The organism is Limnohabitans sp. DM1, assembly GCF_001269385.1.
Classification (GTDB): Bacteria; Pseudomonadota; Gammaproteobacteria; order Burkholderiales; family Burkholderiaceae_C; genus Limnohabitans_A.
This window is the reverse complement of record NZ_CXOO01000013.1, coordinates 1-12,274: the sequence shown is the minus strand read 5'-3', so window position 1 is coordinate 12,274 and position 12,274 is coordinate 1. Positions and strand designations below refer to the sequence as shown.

The window sequence follows — 12,274 nt, the reverse complement described above, 5'->3', positions numbered from 1 at the left end:
GTTCTCTCTTTTCTTCAGGAAGATGGGGTTTCGCTCTGCGCCTGGTAAGCACTGAGCAGTTGACGGGCCGCTGTGGACGCGGCGAGCTGGCCCGCCGCGACTTGTTGACTGAGTTGGGGCAGCAGCGTTTGCACACGCGGCTGCGCCCGAAAATTGTGTTTGAGCCCGGCGTCGATGCGCTCCCACATCCACGACAGGGCTTGTTTCTGGCGGCGCAAGGTCAGTCGGCCATTGGCCGTTTGCAGGCTTCGGAACTCGCTGACCGCCGCCCAAAAGCTGTCCACGCCCTGGCCCAGCAAAGCGCTCAACTGCACCACCTTGGGGTGCCACTGCGTGGTGTCGGCGTGCGCATGGCCCGAGCCGCCGTGCATGCCCAAGAGCTGCAAGGCGCTGGTGATCTGCAACTCGGCGCGGGTGGCGGCGATGGCATCGATGTCGGCTTTGTTGATGACCACCAAATCAGCGATTTCCATCACGCCTTTTTTGATGGCCTGCAAATCGTCACCCGCGTTGGGCAGCTGCATCAGCACAAACATGTCGGTCATGTTGGCCACCGCCGTCTCGCTCTGGCCCACGCCCACGGTCTCGACGATCACCACGTCATAACCCGCCGCTTCGCAGACCAGCATGGACTCGCGGGTTTTTTCGGCCACCCCCCCCAAAGTGCCGCTGCTGGGGCTGGGGCGGATGTAAGCGCGCTCGTGCACGCTGAGCAACTCCATGCGGGTCTTGTCGCCCAGAATCGAGCCGCCCGACACCGTGCTGGAAGGGTCTACAGCCAGCACCGCCACGCGGTGTCCTTGACCGATCAAGTACAGGCCGAGCGCTTCGATGAAAGTGGACTTGCCCACGCCGGGCACACCGCTTATCCCTAAGCGAAACGAGTTGCCTGTGTGCGGCAGCATAGCCGTGAGCAACTCGTCGGCCAAGGCGCGGTGGTCGGCGCGGGTCGATTCGAGCAGCGTGATGGCTTTGGCCATGGCGCGGCGTTGGGCGGGCGCGGGGCCGTGCAGTAACCCTTGGAGAATTTGCTCAGACGTCATGCCTTTTCCCTCATGCCCCGCAACACGCCCAAATGTGTCACGCGAAAACCCAAGGGAAATTTCAATCCGAAGCCCAGGGCACGGTCGAAGCCCATGTGTGCAAACCAGATCAAAGCAGCTTGCAAAAACAGGGGCGCATCCAATGCAAGCCCCATCACAGCCAAAAGGCCTGCCCCCACGGTGCTGTGGGTCAGGTTGTAGGCCCACATGCCGAGCCGCTCATTACCCAACACATAAACCCAAATGGCCACATCGGGCAGCAAAAACCAAAGGCCAAATTCAAGCCATGAAAACCCTTGCACTTGATACAAGACACACGCCAGCAACAAACACACCAGACCTTCAGCGCGCAAAATTTTCAGCGCAGGATTCATCAGTCCATATTGATGGCCTCTGATGTCCTGCATGTCCATGTCGGGCTGAGCGAATGGGTTGTTGAGCTTCATGTGCATGGCCTCACAAGATCTCAAAATGCCGCCCATCGGGCAAGCGATAACGCGAGAAGTCGCGCACATCCATGGTCATCACGTTGAGCGTGTTTGTGTCTTGCGCCAACCACACCAAAGAAGCATCGGCCAAGTCCATTTCTGTGCGAGGCTCAGCGGTATAACGCGCCATCAGCTCCGCCAGGTCAGGGAGGTTCGACACGTCAAAAGGAAAGACGATGACACCACCTTCGGACACCCAGCGCAGAAATCGCTGGACAGCATTGGCACCCAGAAAGTGACACACCTCCAACACACAGGGCCAGGTGGTCGTCAACCGCCAGTTGTCGGCCAACAAGCTGGTGTAGTGCCGATGCGCCACATCACTGGCGTCAAACAACGCCACCATGGGGCCCGTGTCGATCAAGGCCACCTTCACGGCGCGTCCGTTTCCTGGTCTGAGCCTGACCACACTTTGCCCTGCTTTTTGGCTTCTTGGTATGCCAGCCAATCGGCTTGATTGGCATCCCTTTTGGTTTTGAGCTTGGACCGAATGGCCGCCTTGGTTGATGAGATCAGTTCGCCACTTTCGGGCAAAGGCTCCCGCACCTCAGCTTGCACCTTGAGCAACAGGTCATAAGGGTTCTTGCGCCCCAATGCCCTCTCCAACGCCGAAACGATGAACTGTGACTTGGTCACGCCCATGCGTTTGGCAGTCAGCTCCAGCTCTTTCTCGAGCAGAGGCTCCAATCGAACGGAAACAGCCATGGCAGACTCCTTGATGATGCTTGAAATACCGTATTACTGTATCACAGACATCAAGCCAAAGCCTTCTTGATCTGCTCCAGCACATCCTTGGCGCTGACCGGGATCGGGGTGCCGGGGCCGTAGATGCCCTTGACGCCGGCTTCGTAAAGCATGTCGTAGTCCTGGCGCGGGATCACGCCGCCCACGAACACGATGATGTCGTCTGCGCCCTGCTTTTTGAGCTCGGCAATGATGGCGGGCACCAGGGTTTTGTGGCCCGCAGCAAGTGTCGAGACACCCACGGCGTGCACGTCGTTTTCAATCGCTTGGCGAGCGCACTCTTCGGGCGTTTGGAACAGCGGGCCCATGTCCACGTCGTAGCCGAGGTCGGCGAACGCCGTGGCCACCACTTTGGCACCCCGGTCGTGGCCGTCTTGGCCCAACTTGGAAATCATCACGCGAGGGCGGCGGCCTTGGGCATCGGCAAATGCGGCGATGTCGGCTTTGAGAGCGTTCCAGTATTCCATGGTGTCTCCCACGTTGTCGCCGTCGTCATAAGCCGCGGCGTACACGCCTGTGACCTTTTGCGTGTCGGCGCGGTGGCGGCCAAAGGCTTTTTCCAGTGCATCCGAAATCTCACCCACCGTGGCACGCAGGCGCACAGCCTGGATGGACAGGTCGAGCAGGTTGCCCTGACCCGAATCGGCAGCGGCGCTCAGCGCGTCCAGCGCAGCTTGCACCTTGGCACTGTCGCGGCTGGCGCGGATCTTGGCCAAACGCTCGATCTGGCCGTCGCGCACACGAACGTTGTCGATCGACAGCGTCTCGATCGGGTCTTCTTTGGCCAGCTTGTATTTGTTGACACCCACGATGACGTCTTTGCCCGAATCGATGCGGGCTTGCTTTTCAGCAGCCGCCGCTTCGATCTTGAGCTTGGCCCAGCCGCTGCCCACGGCCTTCGTCATGCCGCCCATGGCTTCGACTTCTTCGATGATGGCCCAGGCCTTGTCGGCCATTTCTTGCGTCAGGCTCTCCATCATGTAAGAGCCAGCCCAAGGGTCGATCACGTTGGTGATGTGGGTCTCTTCCTGGATGATGAGCTGCGTGTTGCGCGCGATGCGAGAGCTGAATTCGGTGGGCAAGGCAATCGCCTCGTCAAACGAATTGGTGTGCAGCGACTGCGTGCCGCCGAACACGGCCGCCATGGCCTCGATGGTGGTGCGCACCACGTTGTTGTAGGGGTCTTGCTCAGTCAGCGACCAACCGGACGTCTGGCTGTGTGTGCGCAGCATCAGGCTCTTGGGGTTCTTGGCGTCAAAGCCCTTCATGATGCGGCACCACAGCAAACGGGCGGCACGCATCTTGGCGATTTCCAGATAGAAGTTCATGCCCACCGCCCAAAAGAAGCTCAGGCGGCCAGCGAACTCGTCCACGTCCATGCCCTTGGCAATCGCGGTCTTCACGTACTCTTTGCCGTCGGCCAAGGTGAAGGCCATCTCGAGCGCTTGGTTGGCTCCGGCCTCTTGCATGTGGTAACCCGAGATCGAGATCGAGTTGAACTTGGGCATGTTCTTGGCCGTGTACTCGATGATGTCGCCGATGATCTTCATCGAGGGCTCGGGCGGGTAGATGTAGGTGTTGCGCACCATGAACTCTTTCAGAATGTCGTTCTGAATCGTTCCAGAGAGCTTGTCTTGCGAGACGCCCTGCTCTTCGGCCGCCACCACATACCCAGCCAGCACAGGCAGCACCGCACCGTTCATGGTCATCGACACACTGACCTTGTCCAGCGGGATTTTGTCAAACAGGATCTTCATGTCCTCGACCGAGTCAATCGCCACACCGGCTTTGCCCACGTCGCCCGTCACGCGGGGGTGGTCGGAGTCGTAACCACGGTGCGTGGCCAGGTCAAACGCCACCGACACGCCCTGCCCGCCCGCTGCCAGGGCCTTGCGGTAAAAGGCGTTGGATTCTTCGGCGGTGGAGAAACCCGCGTACTGGCGGATCGTCCAGGGGCGCACGGCGTACATGGTGGCCTGCGGGCCGCGCAAGAAGGGCTCAAAGCCTGGCAGCGTGTTGGCGTAGGGCAAGTTGGCCGTGTCTTCGGCGGTGTAGAGGGGCTTGACGACGATGCCGTCGGGCGTCTTCCAGTTCAGGGCGTTCACATCGCCACCGGGGGCGGATTTGACCGCTGCTTTTTGCCAGGCTTCCAGGTTGGAAGCGTTGAATTCAAAGGATTTGGATGTCATGGCGCTGTGCTTTCGGGACAAAAATGGCTGAACCGGATTTTGGCTGCCCGGGGCTGCCTACCGGCTTACAAGTACCGTGATTCATAATTATTGATGCAGAATATTTTAACCGGCTTACAATTCAGCATCTGAAACGCCTGAAATACCGTTCGGCCCAGCCCGAACAGCATCCCCTCTAAAACAGCCCATGTCCGCCCTGTCCCTCGCCCCCCGCGCCCTGTACGAAGAAGTTGCCGAACTGTTGCGGCAGCGGATTTTTGCGCGCGAACTGGAGCCAGGCAGCTGGATCGACGAGCTGCGCATTGCCGAGGCCCTGGGCATCAGCCGCACGCCTTTGCGCGAAGCGTTGAAGGTGCTGGCGGCCGAAGGCCTGGTGACCATGAAGGTGCGCCGGGGCGCTTATGTGACCGAAGTGAGTGAGAAAGACCTGCGCGACGTCTACCACCTGCTGGCCTTGCTCGAATCGGACGCGGCCCGCGTGGTGGCGCAAAACGCCAGCACCGAGCAGATGGCGCAGATCAGCGCTTTGCACGCGGACCTGGAAAAAGCCACCCACGACCGGGACCGCTTTTTCGAAATCAACGAAGCCTTTCACATGCTGCTGCTGGAGTTGGCCGACAACCGCTGGCGCGACCAAATGGTGGCCGACCTGCGCAAGGTGATGAAGCTCAACCGCCACAGTTCACTGTTCAAAGAGGGCCGCATTGAGCAGTCCTTGGCCGAGCACCGCGCCATCGTGCAGGCCCTGATCGAACGCCAGCCCGAGCAGGCGGCCGAGCGCATGTCCGCGCACTTCATGAACGGCCTGCAGGCCGCTCAATAAGCGATCAACATCCACCAGGCCTCAACAGTCTGGGTCTTTGACGGAAGATCAGCCCGCCTCCCGCATCGCTTTGCCCAAACCTTCTGCACCCTTGGCAAGCAGGGTCTCAGCGGCGTTCAGGCGATCCCGCGCCTCACGGTTTTGGCTGAGCTTGGCCTTGGCCTCGATGCGCTGGATCTCCACCTGAATGCCAACCACCGCCTTGAGCATTTGGGCAATGTATTCGGGCGGCGAATCGCCCATTTTCCAGGGCCGAGGCTCGGAAGCCTCATGTTCACGGGTCAGCCGCGCCACAACGCCACGGACGAACTTTTCCTCGTCCATCACCGTCAGCCGGCCATGGACATGCACAACTTCGTAGTTCCAGGTGGGCACCTGCCTGTGGGTTTCGTGTTTGCTCGGATACCAGTTGGGCGAGATGTAGCTCTCGTTGCCGCGAAAAATCACCAGTACATCCGCGCCATCCTGGCATTGCTGCCACACAGGGTTGGCCCGCGCAACATGCGCTGTCAGCAGTCCATGCGCCCCGTGACTGGGATCAAACTCAAAGGGAATGTGGTTGGCATCCAGCCCTTGCGGCCCCAGCGTGACAAGGGCACCGAGCGGGTGTTCCTGGATGATGGTGTGGATGTCTTGCGGATTCTTGATGAGGAAATGGGCAGGGATGTACATCGGATCGGCTCAAATGGTGAATAAGCAGAGTGCACCATCTTGCCATCGAATCTACGACTGGATTCCGGATGAGAGATGACCGTCTATCCAGGCGCTTGCCAAAAAGCCCCTCAGTCGGTCACCACCGCGCCGCGCGCCAGTGCCGCACGGGCCAAAGCCCAGACTTCACGCGGCGGCAAGGGTTTGAGTTTGTGGTCACTCCAGACCTGTCGCCACAAACGCCCGCCGCGCTGCCCGTGGTACAGGCCCAACATGTGCCGCGCGATCGCATACCAAGGGCAGCCGTCTTCGGCAAATGCGCGTTCCATATAGGTCACCATGGCCTCTTCGACCGCTTCCCGGCTGGGCACTTCGTGGGCATCGCCATAAAACGCGCCGTCCCAGCTGCCCAACAGCCAAGGGTTGTAGTACGCCTCGCGCCCGACCATCACACCATCGGCTTGCTGCAAATGCAGGGCAATTTCTTCGTTGGTCTTGATGCCGCCGTTCACGGCGATCAGCAGCCCCGGAAAGTCTTTTTTGAGTTGGTAGGCCAGCTCGTAACGCAGCGGCGGAATCTCGCGGTTTTCCTTTGGAGAGAGGCCATCGAGCCAGGCATTGCGGGCGTGCACGATGAAGACTTTGCAACCGGCATCGCTCACCGTGCCCACAAAGTCGCGCACAAAGTCGTAGCTTTCGATGCGGTCAATGCCGATGCGGTGCTTCACCGTGACCGGCACATCCACCACGTCCAGCATGGCTTTCACGCCATCGGCCACGGTGCGCGGCTCGTTCATCAGGCAAGCACCAAATGCACCGCGCTGCACACGGTCACTGGGGCAGCCGCAGTTGAGGTTGATCTCGTCGTAGCCCCACTCCTGCCCCAACTTGGCTGCGTGGGCCAAATCGGCGGCGTCGCTGCCGCCCAGTTGCAGGGCCACGGGGTGCTCTTCGGCGTTGAAGCGCAGGTGCCGCTGCACACTGCCGTGGCGCAGTGCACCGGTGGTCACCATCTCGGTGTAGAACAAGGTGTGGCGGGTCAGCAGGCGGTGGAAAAACCGGCAATGCCGGTCAGTCCAATCCATCATGGGGGCGACCGACAAGCGCCAGCGTTGGGGTTCGGGGAAATGCATGGGGGCTGATTATCCTTGGCTTGTGGCGGACTTGGCCCGAGCTCTGGGTGGGCAGCGTATAAAGACAGAAGTTCAAGCCCGACAATACAGGGGACAAGCTGAAGGAGGCGAAATGAGCAATGCAACGATGTGGTGGGTGCTGACCGGCGTGCTGGTGGCACTGGAGTTGGTGACGGGCACTTTTTACCTCCTGATGCTGAGCCTGGGGTCTGTGGCGGCGGCGCTGGCCGCGTTGGCCGGTTATGGCCTGAGTACCCAACTGGTGGCTGCGGCCATCGTCGGCGGCTTGGGGGCTGTGCTGCTGGGCCAATGGCGCAAGCGCCAGACCACCACGCCCCAAGAAGCCCAGGACCAACATCTGGACTTGGGCGCCACGGTGCAGGTCGATGCCTGGGATGCCCAAGGCACCGCTCAAGTCAAACACCGGGGCGCTTCTTGGACCGCGGTGCTGGCCCCAGGCCAAACCGCCACGCCGGGCGTTTACCGCATTCAGGCCATGGCGGGCAACCGCTTGGTCCTCGAGAAAATCTGAGCACACCGCTCGCAACACCGAAAAGGGAGAAAAACCATGGAAGTCGCAGCCGTCCTCGTGATCATCGCGATCCTGTTCATCGTCAAGACCGTCAAGGTCGTGCCCCAACAAGAGGCCTGGGTGGTCGAAAGGCTGGGCAAATTCCACGCCAGCCTGGCCCCGGGCCTGAACTTTGTGGTGCCCTTTGTGGACAACGTGATCCAGAAACACAGCCTGAAAGAAATCCCGCTCGACGTGCCCAGCCAGATTTGCATCACGCGCGACAACACGCAGCTGCAGGTCGACGGCATTTTGTACTTTCAAGTCACCGACCCCAAGCTGGCCAGTTACGGATCGTCCAACTACATCGTGGCCGTGACCCAATTGGCGCAAACCAGCTTGCGCAGCGTGATCGGCAAGCTGGAACTGGACAAGACCTTTGAAGAGCGCGACATCATCAACGCGCAGGTGGTGGCCGCCATCGACGAAGCGGCGCTCAACTGGGGCGTGAAGGTGCTGCGCTACGAGATCAAGGACCTGACGCCGCCCAAAGAAATTTTGTTGGCCATGCAGTCGCAAATCACGGCCGAGCGCGAAAAGCGCGCGCTGATCGCCGCCTCCGAAGGTCGCCGTCAGGAGCAGATCAACATCGCCACGGGCGAGCGCGAGGCCTTCATTGCCCGCTCAGAGGGCGAAAAACAAGCCGCCATCAACAAAGCCCAGGGCGATGCGGCCGCCATCACCGAAATGGCCAATGCCACAGCCCAAGCGATTGAGCGGATTGCCACCGCCATCCGCCAGCCCGGAGGCGAACAAGCTGTGCAACTCAAGGTGGCCGAGCAAGCAGTACAGGCCTACGCCAAAGTGGCGCAAGACGCCAAGACCACGCTGATCGTGCCGGGCAACATGACCGAGGTGTCGGGCCTGATCGCATCGGCCATGCAGATGGTGAGCACGGGCAAACAAGCGGGTTAAAGCGACCCTGCAGACGCAAAAAAACCCGCAGAGGCGGGTTTTTTTGTGGGTACTGCTTGCGCATCAGCCCATGTGCAAACCGCCGTTGACGGCGAAGTCAGCACCGGTGGTGTAGCCACCATCTTCGCTGGCCATCCAGGCGATGATGGACGCGATCTCGCTGGGCTTGCCCAAGCGCTTGACGGGCACCGTCGCGACGATCTTTTCCAGCACATCAGGACGAATGGCGTTGACCATGTCGGTGCCGATGTAGCCAGGCGACACGGTGTTGACTGTCACACCTTTGGTGGCCAGCTCTTGAGCCAAGGCCATCGAGAAACCGTGCATACCGGCTTTGGCAGCCGAGTAGTTGGTCTGACCGGCCTGGCCTTTCTCGCCGTTGACCGAGCTGATGTTGATGATGCGGCCCCAGCCTTTTTCGACCATGTCGGCGACCACTTGCTTGGTCACGTTGAACATGGAGTCCAGGTTGGTGTTCATCACGGCTTGCCAGTCTTCACGCGTCATCTTCAGGAACATGCGGTCCTTGGTGATGCCGGCGTTGTTGACCAAGACATCGATGCTGCCGTGCTCGGCTTTGGCCTTGGTGAAAGCTTCCACGGTGGAATCCCAGTCACCCACGTTACCCACCGAGGCGTAGAAGGTAAAGCCCAGTGCCTTTTGCTCGTCCAGCCATTTGTTGAAGTCACGGGTGGGGCCGCAACCTGCGATGACCTTGAAGCCTTCTTGGTGAAGGCGCTGGCAGATGGCGGTACCGATACCGCCCATGCCACCTGTGACGTACGCTACTTTTTGACTCATGATTGTCTCCTGGTGATGAGTGTGTTGAGATCGTGGAAAACCGCTCAAACCCGCATGATCGGCTGCCCTTATACAACTGGACAGTGCGCCGATTCACTCAGTTTGAGCAGCGGGGTTGGGTTAAACGCGTTCGATGGCCAGCGACACGCCCATGCCGCCGCCAATGCACAGCGCGGCCAAGCCTTTGTTGGCTTGGGTGCGCTGCATTTCATGCAGCAGGGTCACCAAAATGCGGCAACCTGACGCGCCGATGGGGTGGCCAATCGCGATCGCGCCACCGTTGACGTTGACCTTGGCCGGATCGATGTCGAGCGCCTGGTTCACGGCGCAGGCTTGTGCGGCAAAGGCTTCGTTGAGTTCGAACAGGTCCACGTCCTGGGCTTTCCAGCCGGCGCGGGCCAGTGCCTTTTGCGAAGCAGGCACGGGGCCCATGCCCATGGTGGCCGGGTCCAGGCCACTGGTACCAAAAGCGGCAATGCGGGCCAGGGGCTTGAGGCCCAAGGCGGCAGCCTTCTTGGCTGACATGACCATCACGGCGGCTGCGCCGTCGTTGATGCCCGAGGCGTTACCTGCGGTCACGCTGCCGGTCTTGTCAAAGGCAGGGCGCAGGCCAGCCAAGACTTCCACCGTGGTTTTCTTGTTGATGAACTCGTCGGTGTTGAACACCAGGGCGTCGCCCTTGCGCTGGGGGGTCAGCACGTCAACGATTTCGTCCTTGAACTTGCCCGCGTCTTGCGCGGCAGCGGCTTTGCGCTGGCTGCCTGCGGCCAGGGCGTCTTGCATGTCGCGGGTGATGCCGTGGGCCTTGGCCACGTTTTCGGCGGTGATGCCCATGTGGTACTGGTTGTACACGTCCCACAGGCCGTCCACGATCATGGTGTCGGTCATCTTCCAGTCGCCCATGCGCTGGCCGTCGCGGCTGCCGTTCAACACATGCGGGCTGGCGCTCATGTTTTCCTGACCACCGGCGATGACGATCTCGCTGTCACCCCAAGCCACGGCTTGCGCCGCCAGCATCACGGCCTTGAGGCCCGAACCGCACACGGCGTTAATGGTCAGCGCAGGGGTTTCCTTGGCCACACCGGCTTTCATCATCGCTTGGCGTGCAGGGTTCTGGCCCACGCCAGCAGCCAGCACCTGGCCCATGATGACTTCACCGATGGCGTCCACAGGCAAGCCGCTGCGTTCGAGCAAACCCTTGATGACGATGCTGCCCAGCTCGGTGGCCGGGGTTTTGGCGAGCGTGCCGCCAAATTTGCCCACGGCGGTGCGTGCGGCTGCAACGATGACGATGTCTTCCATGTTTGTCTCCAATAAAAAAACGAATCAGGCCTTGGCTTTGACGTAGCGACCGGGGGCCGCTTCGATGGCTTTGAATTTGGTGCCTTTGCCGTAGGTCTTGGGCGCGGCAATTTGCTTGCCCGCATGGCCCTTGAGCCAATCCGACCAATCGGTCCACCAGCTGCCCGGCACCTCTTTGGCGCTGGCGATCCAGTGGTTCACATCGGCTGGGAACTTGGTGCCCTCGCTCAGCCAATGGCTGCGCTTTTTCGCTGCGGGCGGGTTGATCACGCCCGCAATGTGACCCGAGGCCCCCATCACAAAACGCTTTTTGCCCGGCAGCACTTGCGTGCTGGCATAAGCCCCGCCAATCGGCACGATGTGGTCTTCGCGTGAGCCGTAGATGTAGACCGGCATGTCGACCTTGCCCAGATCGATGGGCTCGCCGCACACGGTGACTTTGCCGGGTTGGACGAGGTTGTTTTCCAGATAGGTGTTGCGCAGGTACCAAGCGTAAAAGGGCCCGGGCAAGTTGGTCGAGTCGCTGTTCCAGTAGAGCAGGTCAAACGGCGGAGGTGTCTCGCCCTTGAGGTAGTTGCCCACCACATAGTTCCAGACCAAGTCGTTAGGGCGCAAAAAGCTGAAAGTGGAGGCCAGGTCCTGACCTTTGAGCAAGCCGCCTTGGCCCATTTGCTGCTCACGGAACTTGACGAAGTTCTCGTCGATGAACACGTCCAGAATGCCGGTGTCGGTGAAGTTGATCAGGGTGGTGAGGAAGGTGGCGCTGGCCACCGGCTTGTCGCCACGCGCCGCCAACACGGCCAGGGCGGTGGACAAAATGGTGCCGCCCACACAAAAACCCAGGGCGTTGATCTTGGGTGCACCGGTGATGGCCTGCACCGTGTGGATGGCCTCGATGGCGGCGTGCTCGATGTAGTCGTCCCAGGTCTTTTGGGCCATGGACTCGTCAGGGTTGCGCCAGCTCACCACAAAAGTGCGGTGGCCTTGGCTGACCGCATAGCGAATCAGCGAGTTTTCGGGCTGCAGATCGAGGATGTAGAACTTGTTGATGCAAGGGGGCACCAGCAAAAACGGCTTTTCATAGACCTTGGTGGTGAGCGGCTTGTATTCGATCAGCTGGAAAAATTCGTTCTCGAACACCACCGCACCTTCGGTGGTGGCCACGTTTTTGCCCACTTCAAACAGGCTCTCGTCGGTCATCGAGACGTGGCCTTGCTGCATGTCGTGCATCAAGTTCTTGACGCCTTTGGCAATGCTTTCACCTTTTGGGCTCTGATGAATTTCAAGTGGGTTGCCCAGCATGAGGATTGATAGCGTGGAAGTCGAGTCTCCCGGCGATCAAGAAGATGACAGTCTTGATCGTTGTGATTCGCGTAAACCCACGCGCACGACGCTTGGATGCCTGGAACAAACCGTTGATGGCTTCGAGGAATCCGTTGGTCTGGCGTGTCTGCGCCCAGGCCACGATGCCTTCCATATGAGCGCGGATCATCTTGGCAACGTCCTTCATCGGTTCGACCTTGGAGCGCATCACGCATGTGCACCAGTGATCCAGCATGGTTCGCACAACGTTGATCTGCTTTCGATCAAGGATCTCACGCAACTGCTCTTTGT

13 protein-coding genes and 1 pseudogene are annotated in these 12,274 nt (G+C 60.2%); 3 read left to right on the top strand and 11 right to left on the bottom strand.

Annotation, left to right across the window (positions count from 1 at the left end):
• Positions 1 to 14: 14 nt before the first annotated feature.
• The 5 genes from meaB to scpA are packed head-to-tail and all read right to left on the bottom strand — an operon-like array spanning position 15 to position 4,464.
• Positions 15 to 1,043 (bottom strand): methylmalonyl Co-A mutase-associated GTPase MeaB, encoded by a 1,029-nt coding sequence (gene meaB, locus AMM33_RS04845; RefSeq protein ID WP_090139262.1) that lies wholly within the window; start codon positions 1,041 to 1,043, stop codon positions 15 to 17.
• Entirely contained in the window at positions 1,040 to 1,489 is a 450-nt protein-coding gene (locus AMM33_RS04840; RefSeq protein ID WP_228767966.1) for a DUF4260 family protein, read from the bottom strand. Before AMM33_RS04840 ends, meaB begins: the two co-directional genes overlap by 4 nt.
• Before the next feature lie 10 nt (positions 1,490 to 1,499).
• Positions 1,500 to 1,907 (bottom strand): type II toxin-antitoxin system VapC family toxin, encoded by a 408-nt coding sequence (locus tag AMM33_RS04835; RefSeq protein WP_090139261.1) that lies wholly within the window; start codon positions 1,905 to 1,907, stop codon positions 1,500 to 1,502.
• On the bottom strand, positions 1,904 to 2,236 hold the full coding sequence (locus AMM33_RS04830; protein ID WP_090139260.1) for a hypothetical protein: 333 nt from the start codon (positions 2,234 to 2,236) through the stop codon (positions 1,904 to 1,906). The genes AMM33_RS04835 and AMM33_RS04830 overlap by 4 nt, the downstream gene beginning before the upstream one ends.
• Before the next feature lie 50 nt (positions 2,237 to 2,286).
• Entirely contained in the window at positions 2,287 to 4,464 is a 2,178-nt protein-coding gene (scpA, locus tag AMM33_RS04825) for a methylmalonyl-CoA mutase (RefSeq protein ID WP_090139259.1), read from the bottom strand.
• A gap of 187 nt (positions 4,465 to 4,651) precedes the next feature.
• On the opposite strand from scpA, the gene AMM33_RS04820 reads away from it, so the two are divergent.
• Positions 4,652 to 5,287 carry a GntR family transcriptional regulator gene (locus AMM33_RS04820; RefSeq protein ID WP_090139258.1) on the top strand — a complete coding sequence of 212 codons (636 nt, stop codon included), beginning with the start codon at positions 4,652 to 4,654 and terminating at the stop codon, positions 5,285 to 5,287.
• A gap of 48 nt (positions 5,288 to 5,335) precedes the next feature.
• Here the strand turns inward: AMM33_RS04820 and AMM33_RS04815 are convergent, their stop codons facing one another.
• Positions 5,336 to 5,959: an FMN-binding negative transcriptional regulator gene (locus AMM33_RS04815; protein ID WP_090139257.1), complete on the bottom strand. Its 624-nt coding sequence runs from the start codon at positions 5,957 to 5,959 to the stop codon at positions 5,336 to 5,338.
• Between the two features lie 110 nt (positions 5,960 to 6,069).
• Positions 6,070 to 7,071 (bottom strand): tRNA dihydrouridine(20/20a) synthase DusA, encoded by a 1,002-nt coding sequence (gene dusA, locus AMM33_RS04810; protein WP_090139256.1) that lies wholly within the window; start codon positions 7,069 to 7,071, stop codon positions 6,070 to 6,072.
• Between the two features lie 112 nt (positions 7,072 to 7,183).
• On the opposite strand from dusA, the gene AMM33_RS04805 reads away from it, so the two are divergent.
• Positions 7,184 to 7,603: an NfeD family protein gene (locus AMM33_RS04805; protein WP_090139255.1), complete on the top strand. Its 420-nt coding sequence runs from the start codon at positions 7,184 to 7,186 to the stop codon at positions 7,601 to 7,603.
• 36 nt (positions 7,604 to 7,639) lie between these two features.
• Positions 7,640 to 8,557 carry an SPFH domain-containing protein gene (locus tag AMM33_RS04800; RefSeq protein ID WP_090139254.1) on the top strand — a complete coding sequence of 306 codons (918 nt, stop codon included), beginning with the start codon at positions 7,640 to 7,642 and terminating at the stop codon, positions 8,555 to 8,557.
• A 63-nt stretch (positions 8,558 to 8,620) separates the two neighbouring features.
• On the opposite strand, the gene phbB is transcribed toward AMM33_RS04800, so the two are convergent.
• From phbB to AMM33_RS04780, 4 genes and pseudogenes are all read right to left on the bottom strand, one after another.
• Positions 8,621 to 9,358, bottom strand: a complete 738-nt coding sequence (gene phbB / locus AMM33_RS04795; RefSeq protein WP_090139253.1) for an acetoacetyl-CoA reductase — start codon at positions 9,356 to 9,358, stop codon at positions 8,621 to 8,623.
• A 120-nt stretch (positions 9,359 to 9,478) separates the two neighbouring features.
• Positions 9,479 to 10,660 (bottom strand): acetyl-CoA C-acetyltransferase, encoded by a 1,182-nt coding sequence (locus AMM33_RS04790; RefSeq protein ID WP_090139252.1) that lies wholly within the window; start codon positions 10,658 to 10,660, stop codon positions 9,479 to 9,481.
• Between the two features lie 24 nt (positions 10,661 to 10,684).
• Positions 10,685 to 11,926: pseudogene (locus AMM33_RS04785) on the bottom strand (PHA/PHB synthase family protein); the annotation flags it as partial.
• Between the two features lie 16 nt (positions 11,927 to 11,942).
• Positions 11,943 to 12,274, bottom strand: a 332-nt coding sequence (locus AMM33_RS04780) for a transposase (protein ID WP_194945246.1), incomplete at its 5' end; no start/stop codon positions are given.